Source organism: Paenibacillus cellulosilyticus (assembly GCF_003182255.1).
GTDB classification, from domain to species: domain Bacteria; phylum Bacillota; class Bacilli; order Paenibacillales; family Paenibacillaceae; genus Paenibacillus_T; species Paenibacillus_T cellulosilyticus.
Window position 1 is genome coordinate 155,105 of sequence record NZ_QGTQ01000002.1, and the last position, 20,108, is coordinate 175,212.

Annotated in this window: 12 protein-coding genes; 1 reads left to right on the plus strand and 11 read right to left on the minus strand. The window is 50.9% G+C overall.

Translation table 11 applies throughout. The features are described from left to right. Positions 1-162: 162 nt before the first annotated feature. The 7 genes from DFQ01_RS03440 to DFQ01_RS03470 form a co-directional block, all read right to left on the minus strand. Positions 163-2,184 (minus strand): glycoside hydrolase family 43 protein, encoded by a 2,022-nt coding sequence (locus tag DFQ01_RS03440; RefSeq protein ID WP_110042486.1) that lies wholly within the window; start codon positions 2,182-2,184, stop codon positions 163-165. A gap of 511 nt (positions 2,185-2,695) precedes the next feature. After that, entirely contained in the window at positions 2,696-4,327 is a 1,632-nt protein-coding gene (locus tag DFQ01_RS03445) for a response regulator transcription factor (RefSeq protein WP_110042487.1), read from the minus strand. Next, positions 4,320-6,068 carry a sensor histidine kinase gene (locus DFQ01_RS03450; RefSeq protein WP_425452351.1) on the minus strand — a complete coding sequence of 583 codons (1,749 nt, stop codon included), beginning with the start codon at positions 6,066-6,068 and terminating at the stop codon, positions 4,320-4,322. The genes DFQ01_RS03445 and DFQ01_RS03450 overlap by 8 nt, the downstream gene beginning before the upstream one ends. Before the next feature lie 48 nt (positions 6,069-6,116). Continuing rightward, the gene (locus tag DFQ01_RS03455; RefSeq protein WP_110042488.1) at positions 6,117-7,772 is read right to left on the minus strand and encodes an extracellular solute-binding protein; all 1,656 of its coding nucleotides are present in this window, start codon (positions 7,770-7,772) and stop codon (positions 6,117-6,119) included. 249 nt (positions 7,773-8,021) lie between these two features. Beyond that, on the minus strand, positions 8,022-9,725 hold the full coding sequence (locus tag DFQ01_RS03460; RefSeq protein ID WP_110042489.1) for a type 2 periplasmic-binding domain-containing protein: 1,704 nt from the start codon (positions 9,723-9,725) through the stop codon (positions 8,022-8,024). Positions 9,726-9,758: 33 nt separating this feature from the next. Beyond that, a complete protein-coding gene (locus DFQ01_RS03465; RefSeq protein WP_110042490.1) occupies positions 9,759-11,501 on the minus strand; it encodes a sensor histidine kinase in 1,743 nt (580 codons plus the stop codon). A 10-nt stretch (positions 11,502-11,511) separates the two neighbouring features. After that, a complete protein-coding gene (locus tag DFQ01_RS03470; protein ID WP_110042491.1) occupies positions 11,512-13,080 on the minus strand; it encodes a response regulator transcription factor in 1,569 nt (522 codons plus the stop codon). A 140-nt stretch (positions 13,081-13,220) separates the two neighbouring features. On the opposite strand from DFQ01_RS03470, the gene DFQ01_RS03475 reads away from it, so the two are divergent. Next, positions 13,221-14,363: a family 8 glycosyl hydrolase gene (locus DFQ01_RS03475; RefSeq protein ID WP_110042492.1), complete on the plus strand. Its 1,143-nt coding sequence runs from the start codon at positions 13,221-13,223 to the stop codon at positions 14,361-14,363. Between the two features lie 1,205 nt (positions 14,364-15,568). On the opposite strand, the gene DFQ01_RS03480 is transcribed toward DFQ01_RS03475, so the two are convergent. From DFQ01_RS03480 to DFQ01_RS03495, 4 genes are all read right to left on the minus strand, one after another. Continuing rightward, positions 15,569-16,555, minus strand: a complete 987-nt coding sequence (locus tag DFQ01_RS03480; RefSeq protein ID WP_110042493.1) for a glycoside hydrolase family 43 protein — start codon at positions 16,553-16,555, stop codon at positions 15,569-15,571. Positions 16,556-16,748: 193 nt separating this feature from the next. Continuing rightward, the gene (locus DFQ01_RS03485; RefSeq protein ID WP_110042494.1) at positions 16,749-17,585 is read right to left on the minus strand and encodes a carbohydrate ABC transporter permease; all 837 of its coding nucleotides are present in this window, start codon (positions 17,583-17,585) and stop codon (positions 16,749-16,751) included. After that, entirely contained in the window at positions 17,582-18,469 is an 888-nt protein-coding gene (locus DFQ01_RS03490) for a carbohydrate ABC transporter permease (protein ID WP_217490346.1), read from the minus strand. The genes DFQ01_RS03485 and DFQ01_RS03490 overlap by 4 nt, the downstream gene beginning before the upstream one ends. Before the next feature lie 244 nt (positions 18,470-18,713). After that, entirely contained in the window at positions 18,714-20,018 is a 1,305-nt protein-coding gene (locus DFQ01_RS03495; protein WP_110042496.1) for an ABC transporter substrate-binding protein, read from the minus strand. Positions 20,019-20,108: the final 90 nt, after the last annotated feature.

The window sequence follows — 20,108 nt, forward strand, 5'->3', positions numbered from 1 at the left end:
TGAGCCTGCCGCTTTCTGTTATTTTAGCGCTTACAATTTCCAAGCAGTACCTGTCGGTTCTGGTTCAATTACCCGAGAAATAATAGAGGTTGTTCAAAAAAGGCTTCTAAGCGCAAAAAAAACGTCCCTCGCGGGACGCTTGGATCGGCAATGATTCCTATATTATCGGCCAAATTGCCAGCTTTCGAATTGGAACAGCTTCTGCTCCGGCTTGCCTCGGAATACGAAATAGACGGAATGAATGCCTGCTGCGCCTTGAATAGGGGTCGTTACTTCCACCCATTGGTTATCGGCACCCGTTGAAGGAACTTCGATCGTACCGGCCAGCTCCCCCTCCGGTCCATCCAGTCGCACCTCAATCGCGCCGCCTTCCGTCGTGCTGGATACGGCGGCCGTGAACGCGGAGGCGCCTTGACCGAATTCGACATTCGCGACCGCCGTCCAATCGCCATTATCGATATCGCCAACCGCCATGTTCGCGCCTTCCGCCCCGGCGGCCGGCACAACGTTAATGCCAGCGCTCCATGCAATCGTTTCCGCGCCTGTACGGTCGAACGGATTCAACGTCTTCACGGCATCTACGCCCTTGAGATCTGCAGCGATCTCTTGAATCGACCCGTCTGTGTTGAACGTGACCTTGTTCAGATGCGTCGAGCGATAGCCTTGCGCCACGCCCATTGCCTTCGACAGCGTCTGCGCATGATACGCGATATACCAGCTGTTGTTAAATTGGAACATCGCATGATGGTTGTTGCCGCCGACGCCGAAGAAATAGCCCGGGTTCTTCAGAATCGTTCCTTGGTACGTCCAAGGCCCCATCGGACTGCTGCTGGTCATATAGGCGATCTCGCCGGCTGGCGGACTTCCTTCCGGACGCTCGCCGTTATAGAAGTTCGAGCAATACGAATAGTAATAGGTGTCGCCTACCTTGTTAATGCCCGCGTCCTCGAACATGAATGGCGCCGGAATAACCTGCGCTTCGCCGACGACGCTGGTCATATCGTCGCCGAGCTGCATCACGCGCGCTGTATTCGGCATGGCTTCCTGACCTTCTTGTATGCCTCCGCCATAGTAAATATAGGCTTTGCCATCATCATCCACAAGCACAGCAGGATCGAACAGCCATGTGACGCCTTGCGCACCTGAATCCGATCTCGCAATAAGCGGTTTTCCGATCGGGTCAACCCAAGGACCTGTCGGACTGTCGCTCGTCAGAACGCCGATGCCGCTTGCATTGTTCGCGAAGTAGAGGAAGAACTTGTCTTTGCCATCAATCACTTTATGGGCGGCAGCCGGCGCCCATGATTGCGTCGCCCATTTGGCGGCTCCTTCATGTCTTGCCACTACGATTGCGCCATGATCGGTCCAGTTCACCAAATCATCCGATGAAATAACCGATATCTTATTAATGTCGCTATACGTGTTGTCTTTTACTTTGCCGGCATCATCATATTGCAGAACGTCATTCGTCGCGTAGATATATACGCGGCCATTGTATACGAGCGCATAAGGGTCAGCGCCGAATTTGTGCGCAACGAGCGGGTTGCCGTTAGGCGGAGTCTTGCCAACCGCTTCGGCCGGCGGTACATAGACGATCTGCGCAGAAGCTCCGCTTGCGTCATACAATTGCGTCGTATTGTCGGAATGGATAACTTCTGCGCTCTGTACCTTTATTTCTTCACTCATTGGTTTCGTCAACTCCTGCTTTAGTTTTATTGAGATCGTCGCCAGCGTGCTGCTGGCATCGCGATTCACATAAGTAAGCGCCGAACCGTCGCTCGTATAGATACGGAGCTTCGTGCCATCTGCACTTGTGTCGCATTCGACCTCAGCCGTGGATGGCGCCACATTGTTGCCATTGAGAATGACGGATGCCACCTCGAACGAAGCCGGAACTTGGACAGTCGCCCGAATCTCGCGAATATCCGCACCTTGGGACAGCTCATCCATGATGAGTCGGACCCCATATTCCTTGCCGACATCCTTGCTAACCTTAACAACCTCATCTTTCAAATCGACGGTTCCTATCGTTGCGGTTGCAGCCTCACTGGTTGTGGTAGATCCGCCGTCTGAGCCGTTCGTTACTCGGTAGACCAACAAAGCGGCTGCCGCAAGGCATACAAAGGATAATGCAAGTAATAGAGCCCGCTTTCTTCTTCCCCCATCTTTCATCGTCACTTTCATCCTCTCGGCATTCCTTCACACAGCTTACCGCCAGTCAGCCTATGGAACAACCTGTCGATCACGCACTTGTTACCCGTCAAGTTCTAGCACTCCTGTCGGTCAACATGATGCACCGGATGCATTTTAACCCAGCTAATGGTTGCAGTCGCGCTTATTGCAGGTAAAATGCGTATTTCAGCGTGCTAACGGTTGAATTAGTGGCTATTACGACAAGAGTAAGCGAATCCAGTTGAAATCGAACGCTTAAGCTCTGTGGCAACCGTAAGCAATGGAAACGTCTCTTATGAAGCCAAATAGCCGCTAACGCGACCGTTAGCGTATTACACTATGTCAACCGCCCCGCTTGACTCGAACCCAATTGAAAAAGGTGCCCAAAAAGAACACCCTCGCATGAACCCGTAATAAAGACTAGCAGGCAGAAATAGGCTGCAGTCGTGTCATTCCTCACTGCCGATTCGGGAAAGCGATGTTGATTCACAACACAAGAGCTTATGTTACTCGCTTGCTCCCGTTACGCCACAGTCAGCGTATCCCGATACTCCTGCGGCGTCATGCCAGTCACCTTCTTGAAGAAACGGGTGAAGGAGTGAGCCGCCTCATAGCCAACCTCAACCGCTACGTCCCGCACCTTCATATTAGGATCGCGGAGCAGCTCCTTCGCCTTCTTCACGCGGCAGCGGTCAATGAAGTCTGATAGATTGGTTCCGCTTTCCTGCTTGAAGAATCTGGATAAATACGATGGATTGAAATAATGGATTTCCGCAAGGCGAACCAGCGACAGATCTTCGCTTAGATGATCCTCGATATACTGGCAGATGCGATCGGTGATAAGCGATGTCCGGTCTCGTTCATCGGACTGCTTGAATTGAAATACCGCTTCGGCCGTCCCTTTCAAATAACAAAATCCCTCTTTCATCGAAGCATGCTCTTCCAAACGCATCAGCTTGCCATGCTCGTCTATTCGCCCATGAAGGCCCAGCCGTCCGATCGAAGCATAGAGCATAAGTGCGATCGTGTAATACGCTTCAATCATATACTGGAATTTGCCGCAGCACTGCAATGCAGCTCCTGATATGTCCTCCAGCTCCCTCATAAACGCCTCCGACCTGCCCGCTTCCAAATGCGCGGCTAACATCTCGGCTTTCGCTGCAGAGATGAAGCCTTCTTTCGCAGATACGCCGCTGCTCGATTCGGGATGATCACGCACGATGATCGCAGCGCTATCGCCCACTCGCAGCTGCTGCAGCTGACGCAGGCGCTCATATTGTTGGGTCACTTCGCGCCATACACAGCTTGTTCCGCTAAACGTGAACCCGATCGTCAGACGAAGCGAGGCTATGCAAGCCTCTTGAATGAGCTCCAGCATGCCTTCCAAATACGTAAGCAGATGAACATCGAACGTATCCTCTGCACATAGGAATGGCTGAATAAACCAAACGAGATCGCCTTGCTTATCGACGATGCTGATACTGCGCGTCTTCTCCGTCAGGTAGGTTTCCGCAAGCATCTGCGCTGCGTTCATCATTTCATTCTTTTCAAGGTAGGTCTTGCCTTCTGGATAAGACAGACGACCAAGCACCATGACGGTCTCCTTCGTCGAATCGAGCGTAATGCCAAGCTTTCGAAACTCGTCCACCATAATGCCTGTCCGCTCGCAGGCCGTGTCGCTGTCATGCAAGAGATGCCGCATGTAATCGCCCTGCGCCATAAGCTGATAAGCCTGCAATTGTTCGCGGGATTGCTCCAGCAATTGATTCTCCAGGTTGCCCCGAACCAGCTCATCCAGTACTTCCTTCACGGTCTCCGCCACCTTGGCGTAGCCTTCCGTCTTCAGCAAGTACCGCACATTCGCGAGCTGAATCGCGCGATAAGCATATTCAAACTCGCTATGTCCGGTCAGGAAGATGACGCGGCATCGCGGCCAATACTTCAAGATTTCCTCCGATAGCTCAAGCCCGCTCATGCCCGGCATTGCAATGTCCGTCATGACGATGTCGATCCTTGTCCGAGACATCCATTCGAGCGCTTCTTTCGCCGAATAAGCTTTATAGACGTCCAGTCTCTCCGGCATGAATCGATTGAACACCTCGTACAGGCCGTTCGTAATAATCTCTTCATCGTCGACGATCAGCAATCTATACATGTCCCATCTCCTCCTTGAACTTCATGCAGATCGTTACGCGCAGGCCATTCTGCTTAGTTCGGGCTAACTGCAAGCCGCTTCCTTCCCCATACGTCAGCATGATTCGGCGATGAATATTGATCATGCCTGTCATTTCCTCGGTTTGGTCCGTGTTCGCCAGACGCGCATTCAACAGTCCAAGCTTCTCTTCATCCATGGTGCCGCCATTATCTTCGATTATGATACGAGCTTCATTCTTGCATTGTTCGAATGTTACATGCAGGAAGCCCTCCTCCGTCATCTTCTCCAGGCTGTGCTCATACGCATTCTCGATAATCGGCTGCACAATGAGCCGGGGCACCTTAATCCCCTCCATCTCCGGCGGAAGCTCATCGAACTGAACCTTGATCCGTCTGGAGAACCGCAGCTTCTGAATCTCGGTATACGTGCGGGCATGCTTGATCTCCTCCGCGAGCGGCACGTTGTCCTGTCCATTGCGCGTAATGAATCGGAAATATTCGCCCAGCATATTCGTGAACAACTCAATGCGCTCCGTATCCCCTGTCTGGGCGAGCGAGTTCAGAATGAAAAAGCTATTGTACAGGAAGTGCGGATTGATCTGCGATTGAAGCTGCTTCAATTCCGCCCTCTGCATCATCATCTTCTGCTTAAAATCCTGGTCGATCAGCGCCTGAAGCTTGTCGAGCATATTGTTGAATCGATTATACAGGTAGCCGAATTCGTCTTTCTTGCCATGATCGATTCGAAGATCAAGCGCTCCGCTCTCCATTCGTCGAAAGCCCTGTATAAGCAGCAGCAGCGGCCGATGGACGAATCGGTATGTCGAGAAGGCATACACAATGATCGCAATTCCTGTCGTTAATGCGAATCCCCATGCCCAATAGCTGAATTTGCTTAATGGACGCTTGACCGTTTCTTCCGGCAGATAAGAAACAACGGAAAGTCCCAGCTTAGTCGAATCTGCACGATCAAAATGATAGCGTTCCCCTTCGATGTCAAGCAGCATGGAACGCTCATGAGAAGCCTTCGCATTCTCCCAATATTCGTTCATACGGCTGAAAGCCTTAGTGTCGCTGTACAGCGTGAAGCCTGCACCTTCAGCCACTAGAATCGAACCGCTCTCCTCGTACACATTCAGCTTCTTCAGCGACGCTCTCAGCTTCTCGCTGTCCAGCTCGATCTGAACGATAAACAGCGGTTCCGCCCCCTTCTTGCCTCCGAATCGGGAGGAACTGAGCTCGAGCGTATCGTCAAGTTTCTTCAATCGGCTATCGTTCTCATCCAGCATCATCCGGAGCGCATCGTAGCGCTGTTGATCGAAAGGCATGACGCCGCTGCCTACCGACAGCGTTTTGCCAATCGTCCGGATGTGCACATAAATATCTTTGACGTAGGCGCTATTGCTCTTGATCGAGGTCAACCGATGCAGCATATACTCGATGCTCTTCTTCTTGTCGACGCTGTCCATCAGCTCCCATGTAACAGCGAGCCGGTTAAGCTCGCTCTCCTGCAGAAGATCATATTGCTGTATTTCAAGCCATTCGATCTCGCGGTTGAGGTCTTCCAAATAAGTAGACAATTGGGCGAGCGTACTTCTCGATATCTCGTCGCTAGCATTCTTGTAGCTCCAATTGTAGAGATAGACGCCGAGCAGAATAATCGGGAGAATAACGATGAGATACATGAAGACCAGTCTAACGAATATCGTATGGCGCAATGAGTTAACAGGAATCTTAAACAATGAAACGCCTCCGATGCTCTGAAATCTGCAGACTTCTTGTGCAAGACTTTATTGGCGCGATTGCTCGCGCTTATTCACATACCATTGGTTCACTTCCATCGTGATCTTGGCTCCGCCCAGGCGTTTCCACTCCTCGACGAACCGATCGAAATCGGCAATCGGGCGGCCGAGAATAATGTTCACGAACGTATCGTTCTTCATATCCTCGAGCAGCGACCACTTCTCAAGCATCGTTTCGGTCGGAGGACCAACGAATTTCTCGTATAATAACTGATTGTTCTGCTTATATCGATCAAGAATAGAGAACGCGCCGGTCGGCCCGTACGTATGCTCCCAACCCCAGCCTGTGATGTTGTTGTTATAGAGATAGAGATCTATATTTTTCTGAATGGCTCTCGCTTCGTCCTTGAGTACCGATTTATCGCCCGTTACGCGAGCCTCCTCAAGCTGATAATACGCATTCAGGTTTTTCAAAGCAGGATATGGCGTCACCGGCGAAACCTGCCACACCGGATACGGATTGCTATAGTAGGTTTCATACTGAGCCGTCTGTCCCCAATTCTTCTCCAGATGAAGATTTAACAGCTTCATGATCGCTTCCGGATGCTCATAGCCTTTCCGTACAGCGAGAAATTGGTCGGTTGCGAACCGCAGCGGCACCTTGGCCAGACCGCCCGTATCCGATACGATCGGGTAAGCCTGCCAGCGGGCGTTACCGTTCTTTGAATAGCTCGACTGCGCGGAGAAGGACCCCCACTGTTCGCCGTAGAACATCCCGACCTTGCCCGATGTAATCCATTCATTTGCTTTGCTGCCGTCCTTGAACATGAATTCGGGATCGAGCTGGCCATCCTTATACATGTTCTGAAGCACTTGCAGCGCCGTCCTTGCTTCCGGCTGAATCGCACCATAGGTCAATTGTCCGTTAGTCGCCTCTATCCATATATTCGGGAAAGCATCATAGCCGGCGACGAAATCGGTCATGCCCATAATTGGATCCCATAGATATTGGGTTATCGCGAGACCAAAGGTGTCATTCGAGCCATTGCCGTCAGGGTCATTGTGTGTAAACGCTTTCGAAATCTTCAGCAGGTCATCCATCGTGCGCGGCGGTTCAAGCCCCAGCCGATCCAGCCAATCCGTCCGAATCCAGATGAATTGCGCCCCTTCGATAGAAGAACCTGTCTCCGGTATCCCCATCAGCTTGCCGTCTACGGTGGCAGACTCGAAAGGCGCGGTGCCTTCTTGACTTAACACTTCCTTCGTGAAAGGCGTTGCATATTTGTTGTACACGTTCGTCAGATCTTGAATGAGTCCTGCATTGCTCAATTGTCGAAGCTGCTGCGCATTGACCCTGACGACATCCGGCAGATTGCCTGCCGCCAGCGCGACGCCCAGCTTCTCATTATAGAGATCGCCCTTGGCTGTCCATTCATATTTAATTCGAATGCCCAGCACCTGCTCGTACAAACGGGTCCATATATTGTTGTCGAGCGTATCGCCCGGCATCTGTTTGAGCAAATCATCCAGGCTGTCCCCCGTCTGCCGTACGAAAGTCAATGTGATCGGCAAATCGTATTTGCTCAAGCCCGGTTCATTGTAGATGATTTCTTCATTATTCTTCGTAGGCGGCTGTTCGTCGCTTGTATCGTCTCCACTTGCGCAAGTCGCAAGCATGGGCACAAGCAATATCGCGGTAACCATAAGGGCGAACCTGCTTATCTTCGACATCCGCAATGCGGCAACCCCATTTCTGAAGAGTGTATTGAGAGGTTTATCATTCCTATTATCCTGATGTCTTCCACCTGACACAATAAACATTTCTTGCTTTCGTTACCCGCTGTTTACGTTTTTCATGACTGTATGCCGTCTAAGCTTGCCGTATCGCGAAAGTCAAGGCATAGGAAAAGCCGGCCTGAAGCAAAGCCAAGTCCGGCCTTCCTATGTGATTCCTTATTCGGAAGCGGCCGCATCGACTATCTTCTTCACCTGTTCCGTCGTCCATTTCTCGTAGCCAGCTGTATCCAGCTTGCTGAATTCCTTCGCATAATCGTCCCAGACCGAATCGAACTTATCAGGCGGGGAGAGAACCAATCTCGGGAAGTACTTCTTCGCGAGTTCGTCCTTCTTCGTCTCCCAAATTTGCTCTGGCGAATTTTGCTCCTTCACGAAGCTCCATGCTGGATACCAAGCGCGGTACACAGGCTTTGCGAACATCTGCGTATATGTTTGAACGCCATATTGGTTTAGAATCTCTTTGTCCTTGTCCGTCAAGCTCATTTGAAAAAATTCGGGCTGATAGCCTACACCCTTCGCGTTGCCGTTTGCGAGCGTCGAGTGAGCATCGTAACTAGGCCAGTTCCAGTTGTAATATTTAAAGCCGAACTCCTCATTGAATGCTTCGTCGATCTTCGCGATTTGCTCAGCCGTGCGATAGAAACGGCCATTGTCATCCACTTCATACGTCTCGCCTTTAAGGCCCCAACCGATCATCGTCTGGTTCTCTTCGGTCAGCATGTTATCAAAGTATTGGATGATGCGTACTGGATCTTCCGCACTGACCGTAATGCCGATACCGCGGTTCGTCACGATGCCGCCCTGCGGATCGATGTAAGCGTCAGGCGTATTCTCGTCGAACGTAATTGGCAGCGGGAAGTAATTGTAGCCATCCTGCGACGGATCTTTGCGTGCCGCGTCTTTCAGCACGTTAAGCGCGTTGCCTACCTGCCATTTGTAATCAAAGAAGCCCAGTACTTTATGCGACGTCAGCTTGACAATGTATTGATCGTAATTATCTACGAACGACGCTTTGTCGAACAAACCGTTCGCATTTAGATCAGACAGCGCCTTCAACCAACGCCTCGTTGCATCGGAGCCTGCATAAGTCTTCGCCTCGAGCGTATTCATATCAACGGTTACGTTACCTTCATTCGGATAACCAAGCAGATGCATTGGCGGGTTGGACGTTACGAAGAAACGCCAATCATTCGTCAGCGACACCATACCCGTCAAGCCTTCGTCCTTATGCTTCGCAGCATAATCGCTGATCAGCTTCATGTATTGATCAAGCGTCTTGATCTTCGGATAGCCTGCCTCTTCGAGCACGCGACGCTGTACCCAGAAGGCTGCGTCTGGCTCAGGGTCTGGTATGAAGTCACCGACTTGAGCGGAAAGCGGGAGATAGTATACATTGCCATCCTTTGCTCTGATTTGATCAAGCACAGAACCATATACGCGTTTAATGTTCGGGCCATATTGATCAATGAGATCATCCAGTGGAATGAAAGCTCCTGCATTCATTACTTCTTCGATCACCGAGTCTGGAATAAGAACATCCGGATAATCGCCCGAAGCAATCATCGTGCCAATCTTCGTATTCAAGTCACTAACCAGAAACTCCAGCTTGAAGTTGACGCCCGTCTGATCCTCAAGCATTTTGCCGATCGTTGTCTCGTTCGTATTACCGTCCTTAGAGCCGGCTACACCATTGAAGATCGTAAACGTAACTTTGTCCTTCTTCACATTGGCACCGCTGCCAGCACTCGGGCTTTCGGTAGAAGCAGACTTGTTCTCATCAATTCCGCTACCGCAAGCCGTTGCTCCAGTCAGCACCGTAATAACAGCGAGACATGAAAGAAATAACGTCTTTTTTCGCACTGAGCTTTAACCCCTTTCATATGTTGTAGAACGCTATATAGATGGTATCCGCAGCCTTATAAATGTTCCTTGACCCCGATGGCTGTCCACTTCGAACGTAAAGCTGTCGCCGTAGATCATTCTAGCACGATAGATGACGTTCTGAATGCCGATTGAATCACCAAGCGTCTCGTTCATATCCATATAGCTGTACAGCTTATTGACCTGCTCCTCGTTCATACCAATGCCGTTATCACGGACTGTGAATACGAGGTCCTCGCCCGAACGGACAATACGAATTTGGATTCGCCCTCCGTACTTCAGCGGCTCAATCCCGTGAATGCTCGCATTCTCAACGAACGGCAGGAACATCATTTTGGGAAGCTTACATGCATAAGCCTCTGGTTCTACATCAATCTCATACACGAGCTTGTCTTCGAATCGGTACTTCTGAATTTCGAGGAAGCAGTTGATGAAGTCCAGTTCCTCCTTCACCGTCACCTTATCCTTGTTCCAAGCGAGCGAGCTTCGGAACAGCTTCGCCATGTTATGAATGATCTTCGCCGTTTCGCTCTCGTGCTTAAGCACGCTCCTCATCCGAATCGTCTCCAGTGCATTGAATAGAAAATGCGGATTGATTTGACTCTGCAGCGCATTGAGCTGCGCCATCCGGCGGTCTAGCTCAAGCGACTTCTTCTGAATATCTGCGACGTACACATCATCAATTAACGTCTTAATCTGCAGCGTCATCCGGTTGAATTCCAGCGTCAGCTGTCCAATTTCATCACGGGATTCCTCTTCATTGATCGATTCGAAGTTCTGCGTCTTCACCTTCTTCATATGCTTCAAAATCTGCACAACACGCAGGTTGATCGAACGTGTAATGATAAGAATGATGACAGTCGGAATGACAATCATGATACAGCCCGACCATAAAATGAGGTCACGCGACTTGCGCACTTCCTTGACGACCTCGCCCTCGTCGATCGTCCCGATGATTTTCCATCCTTTCAGATAGCTGACATTAGTGAAGGTCTTCACGAACTCGATCGAATGATTAGAGCGATAAGACGTATAGATCGGTAGTACCGGTGCATCCCAATGAACACCGGATTTGGTCGTGTATTCAATCTGACCGGATGGATTAACGAGATACATTTCCCCTTGCATATTCAGATTCGCGAAGATTTCCTTCAGATCAATGGTTTTAAAATCAATCTTAAGCATCTTCTCCTTCGACATCCGGTCGGAGAAATAATCGAGGCGGCGAATGAGCGAGAAGCTAATGAAGCCGCCGTCGGCTGTCTTCGTCCGCATAAACACCGGCTGTGATCTTGCAATAGCGGCTCCTCGCGTGTACCATTCCTCTTCCTTGATGTTATCCGACAATAAGCCGATATTGCCAGAATGAAGAAGCGTCGGATTCGCAACATAGATCATAATGCTCTGCATGGACAGCGTAACGGGACTATAGCTGTTCATGACACGCCGCAAGTAATTGTCATAAGCCTCGATATAGTCGGCGACATCCGTGTAGTCTCGGTCGAGAATTTCATTCGTCGTATAATCCGAATAGAAAAATGACGATAAACCAACCGCATCATCCACCTGCGAGCGGAAATCGTTCTTGATCTGCTCGACGGCCCTGTCGATATCTTTCATCCGCCGATCCCGCACATTGTCCGTCATCATGTCGTAGAACAAAAGATTCGTCACGATCATCGGGGTAAATACGCATAGGAAATAAACGAGCAGCATTTTGTTGCGTAACCGGATATTGTTCAGCAGACGATTCATGAGCGGTCCCCTAACCTTGGTTGTTCATTCGATTACGATATTCGGAAGGCGTCATCCGCTCCAGCTTCTCGAATTGAGTAACGAAGTAATCCGCATTATTGAAGCCAACACGCTCCGCAATCTCGTAAATACGCAATTCTTTCTGTCGGAGCAGCTTCTTTGCCTCTGCAATTCGCAGCTGATGCAAATAATCGTTGAAATAAACGCCAAAGCTTTTCTTAAACAGCTGTCCTAGATAAGCCGAGTTCATATAGAACTGTGCCGATATGCTCTTCAAGCTCAAATTCTGATGGAAATTGCGATCGACGTAGCTTTTGATTTTCTGAATGCTGCCTTTGCCCGATGCGCAGTAAAGCTTGCTGAACAGCGCTGCCGCTTCGAATGCGAATGCTTCAAACAAACGCCGCAGCTCATGAAGCGTAATGGTGTAATCATGCCAATTCATGATCGGTTCCAGGCTCTTCAGCTCTTTCTCGTCACCTTCCATGGTACGAATCGACTTCATAATGTTCAGCACACATTGCACGATGGCCGATTTAATCGCCTCCGGCGAGAAAGCCTGTTCTTGGAAAGAGGCGAACAATCGTCCAATCGACTGCTGCAGATGATCACTGTTATTTTCCTCCACCGCTTCTGTCAGCTTGCGATAGGTCTCATCGTCCGGATATCTATAATAAAGACTTAATCCCTCAACGTCCGCGTATAGAATGATCGTTTCTTCTGCTTTCAGCAGCTTGAACTGCATCGCTTCCTTCGCCGTCATATAGGACAGCTTCAGATCCATTAAATCGTTAACCGGCTTCCCTGCAAAAAGGCGATACGTCAGTTGAAACTTCTCACGAAGGCGATGCAGCGTACATTCGAGCAGGCGGCGTAGGCTGCCGCCATGCACGGTTAGGTATACATTCGGAATGATGGCGCCATACGCTTGGCGATGGCTGTACAGAATCGGTTCAACGGTAGAATGCGCTGCGTCTCGAATCGCTGTACGGATCCCATTGTGAACCACATCGTTCATCGGCATGACCCTGTCGTTCCATGGGAGCACGTCATTGATTTCAAACAACACATAGGTGAAGCTTCGTGCGTTCGGCCATATGGACTTCCACTGCGACAGTTCGGTCTCCTCAAGCTCTCCACGAATAAGCAGCTCCATCTGCCGCTCTTCACGGTGCTTGTTCGCTCGATCCTCCTGCTCCCTCTTCATCGAAAGCTTGTCGCGAAGCCTTGTGAGAGCATCCTGCATCTCGTCTTCATCAATCGGCTTTACGACGTAGTCCATCACGCCATGACGCATCGCCTGCTGCGCGTAGCTGAAATCATGGTAGCCGCTAATAATGATGAACGATGTGCTCAGCTGTTCATTCGCGGCAGCCTGAATGAGGCCAATCCCATCCAATATGGGCATCCGAATATCGGTAATGACGAGATCCGGGTTCATTTCTTTGATTAGCGCGAGCGCATCCTCTCCATTGTCTGCCTCTCCGATAATTCGAAAACCGCTTGCTTCCCAATCCATCAATTCCATTAGACCTTTGCGAACGAACAATTCGTCGTCGACAATAATGGCTGTATACATACGATGCACCTCCGTTGAATGGATAATTCTGCCTGCTTGCCTTGCAGAATGCTATAGTTTGTAGGGGAATAACCTACAATTTCTTCAATAATGACTGTGTTATGATGAAGGCAAATTTGTCTCTCATGGAGGATTGTCCAATGGAAATGACCGCTTCCGGTGCTTTTTACACAGGCCAATACCGCAATCTATTCCAAGAAATCGGTTACACAAATGAGCAGATCGATGCTAAGCTCAGACAAGCTTGGTCCGACTTATTCGATGGCGACGAGGATACTCGCATCTACTATCCGCTTGGTGACGATATGGGCTATTTGCTCGATACCGGCAATTTGGACGTTCGTACCGAAGGCATGTCCTATGGCATGATGATGGCGGTTCAAATGAATAAGAAGGACGAATTCGACCGTCTATGGAAGTTTTCCAAAACATTCATGCAGCATACAGAAGGACGATATAAACATTATTTCGCTTGGCACTGCAAGCCTGACGGTACCCGCCTTTCCGAAGGTCCAGCTCCGGATGGCGAAGAATTTTATGCCTTAGCGCTATTGTTCGCCTCTAACCGTTGGGGCGATGGTCCGTCACCGTTCGATTATTCGAATCAAGCTAGAATCATTCTTCGCGCCTGCCTGCACCAAGGCGAGCAGGGCGAAGGCGATCCGATGTGGGATCCAGCAACGAAGCTGATCAAGTTCATTCCCGAGTCGCCGTTCAGCGATCCTTCGTATCATCTGCCGCACTTCTATGAGCTGTTCGCGCTCTATGCCGATGAACAGGATCGGCCGTTCTGGAAGGAAGCCGCGGCGGCCAGCCGTGCTTATCTGCATACGGCTTGTCATCCTGAGACGGGATTGTCGCCTGAGTATGCGAACTATGACGGAACGCCGGCGGACGTACAACGGCATGGCGACTACAGACATTTCTTCAGCGATGCTTACCGCACAGCGGCGAATATCGCGCTCGATTGGGAATGGTTCCGTCGCGATCCGTGGCAGGTGGAGCAATCAAACCGGTTGCAGCACTTCTTCCGTGAGATCGAAGTGGACGACTACCGCAGATATACGATCGACGGTACACCGTTTGAAGAAGCAGCGCTTCATCCAATTGGTCTACTGGCCACGAATGCCGCAGCATCGCTCGCTGCAGATGGCCCGGATGCTGAGCACTTCGCTCGATTGTTCTGGGACACGCCGCTTCGGACAGGGCAGCGCCGTTATTACGACAATTGCTTGTACTTCTTCAGCCTGCTGGCACTGAGCGGCAATTATCGCATCTACTAAAGTTTTCCACTTAATGAAATTCTGATACAACGAGCGCTCTCAGCCGTAACCGAGAGCGCTCGTTGTTTGTTATGCGCAATTCATGAGATGGTCGTATGGGAGCTGAAATTAACACACGTAATGTTCATTATAGAAAGAGTGTAATGCCGAAAGCAACAACCTAACAACCCATTGATGTATGGTTGTCTACCCAAAAAACTATAGGACTTTCGTAAAACGATCGTTTTTTATGGGGAAAGTTCGTCTGATTTGTTGTCGGTGGGCTTTATGGGGGGCGGTCGGCGGTGGATGGCGACGCGGGATAGAGGCGATTTTTCACTCGTAGCTGGCCTCTATAGGGATCAGGTGCGCGATAGGAGCGATTTATCGCCTCTACCAAGTGCTATCCGGGCCATGCCGCGAGTTAGAGGCGATTTTCCGCCTCTATTCGGCACCTTCGGGATTATCCCTCTGGGTAGGAGCGATTTATCGCCCCTATCCAGTGCTATCCGAGTCAGGCCGCGGGATAGGGGCGGTTTTCCGCCTCTATCCGGCAACTTCGGGACTATCCCTCTGGGTAGGAGCGATTTATCGCCCCTATCCAGTGCTATCCGAGTCAGGCCGCGGGATAGGGGCGGTTTTCCGCCTCTATCCGGCAACTTCGGGACTATCCCTCTGGGTAGGAGCGATTTATCGCCCCTATCCAGTGCTATCCGAGTCAGGCCGCGGGATAGGGGCGGTTTTCCGCCTCTATCCGGCAACTTCGGGACTATCCCTCTGGGTAGGAGCGATTTATCGCCTCTATCCTGCGCTATCCGGGCCGGGCCGCGGGATAGGGGCGGTTTTCCGCCTCTATCCGGCGACTTCGGGACTATCCCTCTGGGTAGGAGCGATTTATTACCCCTATCCTGCGCTATCCGGGCCAGGCGTGGGATAGGGGCGATTTTCCGCCTCTATCCGGCAACTTCGGGACTATCCCTCTGGATAGGAGTAATTTATCGCCTCTATCCTGCGCTATCCGGGCCAGGCGTGGGATAGGGGCGGTTTTCCGCCTCTATCCGGCAACTTCGGGACTATCCCTCTGGATAGGAGCAATTTATCGCCTCTATCCTGCGCTATCCGGGCCAGGCGTGGGATAGGGGCGGTTTTCCGCCTCTACCCCACCCAGCTATCGCACATAAAAGCCCGATTCCGTAATGGAATCGGGCTTTTCGATCAAACACCTATTACTCTTTATAAGGGTCGATCGTCTGAATCGTACCGTCCTCGTTGTAATGCAGCTCCGTGTATTTGACGCTGCGCTTATGGTTCACGCCTTCGGACAGCGAGCAGTCGTGGTAGAACAGGTACCATTTGTCCTCGAATTCAACGATGGAATGGTGCGTCGTCCAGCCGATAACTGGCGTCAGAATCGTGCCTTTGAACGTGAATGGTCCGAGCGGGTTCGTACCAACAGCGTACACAAGCTTATGTGTCGTCCCCGTCGAGTAGGACAGGTAGTACAAGCCGTTATACTTATGCAGCCACGGACCTTCAAAATAACGACGGTCCTCGTCGCCTGCCACAATTGGATTGCCGTCTTCATCAATGATCGAGATCTCATGAATCTCCGATGCGAACGACTTCATATCTTCGCTCAACCGCACAACACGAGGTCCAATGGCTGGTGCGTCCGCAGCCGGGCCATCGACAACCTCAGCCTTGAAGGAGCCTGTCTGCCACTTCTCCAATTGACCGCCCCATAGGCCGCCAAAGTACATATAGGCTTCGTTGTCTTCGTCGACAAACACAGCCGGGTCGATGCTGTAGCTGCCTTCCATATAATTGTCTTCCGGCTTGAATGGTCCAGCAGGCGATTCGCTCGTCGCTACACCGATACGGAAAATGCCGTCGTGGTCGCGCGCCGGGAAGAACAAGTAGTACGTGTTATTCTTATAAGCCGCATCCGGTGCCCACATCTGCTTGGAGGCCCACTTCACATCGCGTACATGCAGCGCTTCGCCATGATCGACGACCGGCGATTCGAAGTTGTCGAGCGACAAGATATGATAATCCTCCATCGCATACTGGTCGCCATTATCGTTGTCTGGACCATCGTGGTCGAGATCATGCGATGGGTAAATATATAGTTTGCCATCAAATACGTGGGCAGATGGGTCAGCTGTGTAAATATGCGTTACAATCGGCTGATTCGGTTTCGGTGCGTTGGACATTGCAATTAGCCTCCAGTCGGATACATAGTCATTCGCTATTATAACCAAGTGTACCGATTAAGAGAGCCGCAGGCAATCGGACATTTTATATGAAACGCCCTAAGAAATTATAGTTCTTGCTTCCCACCACACTAGGAATTATTGATATAGCACAAAGGCGCCCCTATCCGTCGATAGGAACGCCTCCTCTTGCCTACCCCTTCACCGCGCCATTCGTCAAACCGCTGACGATATACTTCTGAACAAAGATAAAGATCAGCACAACCGGAATGATACTTACCGTACCAAATGCCATCGTATTGTTCCACGACGTGCTCTGGAAGCCGAGGAAGGTGTAGATGCCTGCCGTAATCGGCCGCATGCTTTCTTTGCTAATGAATGTCATGCCATAGATCAGATCGCCCCACGCGAACAGGAACGAGAAGACCATGACGACGACGACGCCAGGCATTGCGATCGGAAGCATGATTCGGAAAAAGGTTCGAATCGTTCCGCAGCCATCGATCTTCGCCGACTCCTCGAGCTCCTTCGGCAGACCGGCAAAGTACGTGCGCAGTGTAACGACTGAGAACGGGATGCCCATCGTCGCATTCGCGAGAATCGTGCTCCAATACGTCGGCCCGATGAGACCGAGATGCTTGAACAAGATGAACAGCGGCGTTAAGATGAGCGATGCTGGCAGCATCTGTGTCACAAGGAACAAGAGCAGGAAGATGTGACTGCCAGGGAACTTATAGCGGCCGAGTCCATACGAAGCCGGGATCGCGAGCACCGTTGCAATGACGAGCGAGCCAAGCGCGATAATCGCACTGTTCTTAAAGCCGTTCCAGATGTTGTACGAGGAGCCCGACAGCTGCTCGGTGTACGATTTGATATCAATGGTGTGTGGATACCATGTAACCGGCGTTTGGAAAATCTCCCCTTCTGGCTTAAGCGAAGTGACAATCATCCAGTAGAGGGGGAACAGGAACACGATCATAACCGCAATGCCGAGAATAGGGAGCAGCCATGCTGAATAACGTTTCTTCATGAACTACTCACCTCTTCTCTCCTTACCATCCATAGATACAGAATGCCAACAATGAACAGGATGACGAACATGACGTTGGCAGCTGCGGCGCCTTGGCTGAACTTAAACAGTTCGAACGACAGCTTATAGGCGTAAGTAGACATCATCTGTGTCGCATTCACCGGTCCACCGTGCGTGGCGATGAGGACAAGCTCGAACACCTTGAACGTATATATGAAGCCTAGAACGAGCAGCGAGTAGATAGCGGGCTTCAGCAGCGGCAGCGTCAACCGCCAAAACTTCTGTAACGCATTCGCCCCGTCAATCGACGCGCTCTCGTAAATGTCCTTAGGGATAGTCGTTAGTCCCGTCGTCAGCAGGATCATGTTGAACGGAATACCGATCCACGTATTCGCGATAATGAGCGTAATCATCGCTGGGACAGGAGTTACGAGCCAGTCGATATGACTGCCAAGATGCAGGTGCGTGATCGAATCGTTCACAACGCCATCTCCGCTGAACATGAACTTGTACATCATTGCGGTGATGGTTGCAGGCAGCAGCCAGCTGATCATAACAAGTCCGCGAAGCCGCTGTGCAAATCGGAACGTCTTCGAGAACAAGAGTGCGAAGGCTAGACCAATAATGAACTGCAATACGATACAAGCAACCGTGTAAATTAACGTGTTCACGATCGACGTGACGAGCACGCCTTCCTCGAACAATTCCTTGTAATTACCGAGCCCAACGAACGGCTGCTCGCCATGCGAGACGTTCATCACGTTGACGTCGAGCAGGCTGAGCCGAATATTATCGATAATCGGATAACCAACAAAGAACAGCATATAAAACAAAGCGGGCAGTACAAGCACATAGCCCGTTATTTTGTTTTGTCTACTCAGCATGGACTTCATCTCACCACCCTAACTTAAGCATTTGAAGTACGGGGCGATGGCACCGCACCGTACTCCAATCGCACCTCTATCTATTAGTCCGCTTTTGATCACGAAGCATCACATGAAGTGAATTCGGCATCGAATCTTGAATGAAGCTGTGACTTCCGGTTCTCACGTAGCAAACCACTACGCTCCGATCCTCATTCCCCGCTTGATCCAACCTTCTTGGTGCTGAAAACCGGACTTTTGAACATTACTTGCCAAGAATTTTATCGATCTTCGCTTGCGCTTCCTTCGCGTTGTCTTCTGCCGTGCCGCTGCCAAGCAGCGTCTTGTCGAGCGCTTCCGACAGTGCATTCGAGATTTCAGGCCATTTTGGATGCGGACCACGCGGTTGTGCGTAGTTCATATTGTCTGCGAACACTTTCAGTTGATCGTTATCTGCCCAGTAAGGATCAGCCGCTACGTCTTTACGCGCTGGGAAGTAACCAAAGCCTTGTGCGAAATCTTTCAGCACGTCCGGCGATTCTACGTACATAGCGAAATCAACCGCTTGGTCGACATGCTTGCCGTTAACGATACCGAGGTTCTCGCCGCCTAGTACGGAGGCGTACTGTTGGTCCTTTGGTAGAAGCGCAATACCATATTTCAGATCTGGCGCGTTCGTTGCAAGCTCTGGCAGCTGCCAAGGACCGTTGACCATCATCGCGATTTTGCCAGAAGCGAATTGCTTCATCACGTCTGCTTGCGTCCAGTTGATAACGTCTTTGCTCATCGAGCCGTCATTGACCAGATCAGCCAGGAAGCCGTATGCCTTCGCGCCTTCTGCTCCGCCGACATTATCGAAAGTTGCGCCAGCCGACAGCAGCCACGGCAGGAATTGGAACGTGCCTTCTTCGTTGCCTGGAGCCGCGATGCCGATGCCCGTTGTGCCATCCTTCGTAAGCGCCTTCGCAGCGGTACGCAGCTCATCCCATGTCGTCGGAGGCGTTACGCCTGCATCCGACAGCATCTTCTCGTTGTAGAACAACGCGAGGTTGTTGCTGCCCAGTGGAATGGCGTATTGCTTGCCGTCCAGAATCGTCGAGGACCAAGGACCTGGGAAGAATTGATCTTTGTCCGCCCAAGCATTGACCTTCTCCGTAATGTCTGCGAACAAGCCCATTGCCGCGTAAGCCGCTGTATCCGGGTTGTCGATAACGACGATGTCCGGCAGATCAGAAGCAGCAAGACCAACCGACAGCTTCTTCTTAAAGTCTGCGAAAGGAATGAAGACAGGTTCGATTTCCACGTTCGGATTTTTTGCCGTATAGCCATCCGTCAGCGCCTTGATCTTATCGAAGCGCTCTTTGCCCTCGAAGTAGAACCACAGTGTAAGCTTTGTTTTCTCTGCCGTGTCCGTCTTCGCTGTGGTGTCAGTCGTTGTTGCCGCGGACGAGTCCGTTTCCGTCTTCGTCGTTGTTTGAGTCGTATCGCTATCGTTCTTGTCCGAAGAACCACAGCCAACAAGACCAGTCACAAGCGCCGCCATAACAAGGCCAGCTGCCATCTTTTTCATGCTTGAACCCCCTAAGGATCGTTGTTTGTACTTGCAAACTTAGTGTACCGAAATGAAAGCGCTTAGAAAATTTCATAATCATCCGAAAGG

Bases quoted from the DNA above. Each gene is read 5' to 3' on its own strand.
- DFQ01_RS03440 (WP_110042486.1), bottom strand. From the start codon at position 2,184: ATGAAAGTGACGATGAAAGATGGGGGAAGAAGAAAGCGGGCTCTATTA.
- DFQ01_RS03445 (WP_110042487.1), bottom strand. From the start codon at position 4,327: ATGTATAGATTGCTGATCGTCGACGATGAAGAGATTATTACGAACGGC.
- DFQ01_RS03455 (WP_110042488.1), bottom strand. From the start codon at position 7,772: ATGGTTACCGCGATATTGCTTGTGCCCATGCTTGCGACTTGCGCAAGT.
- DFQ01_RS03465 (WP_110042490.1), bottom strand. From the start codon at position 11,501: ATGAATCGTCTGCTGAACAATATCCGGTTACGCAACAAAATGCTGCTC.
- DFQ01_RS03470 (WP_110042491.1), bottom strand. From the start codon at position 13,080: ATGTATACAGCCATTATTGTCGACGACGAATTGTTCGTTCGCAAAGGT.
- DFQ01_RS03475 (WP_110042492.1), top strand. From the start codon at position 13,221: ATGGAAATGACCGCTTCCGGTGCTTTTTACACAGGCCAATACCGCAAT.
- DFQ01_RS03480 (WP_110042493.1), bottom strand. From the start codon at position 16,555: ATGTCCAACGCACCGAAACCGAATCAGCCGATTGTAACGCATATTTAC.
- DFQ01_RS03485 (WP_110042494.1), bottom strand. From the start codon at position 17,585: ATGAAGAAACGTTATTCAGCATGGCTGCTCCCTATTCTCGGCATTGCG.
- DFQ01_RS03490 (WP_217490346.1), bottom strand. From the start codon at position 18,469: ATGCTGAGTAGACAAAACAAAATAACGGGCTATGTGCTTGTACTGCCC.
- DFQ01_RS03495 (WP_110042496.1), bottom strand. From the start codon at position 20,018: ATGAAAAAGATGGCAGCTGGCCTTGTTATGGCGGCGCTTGTGACTGGT.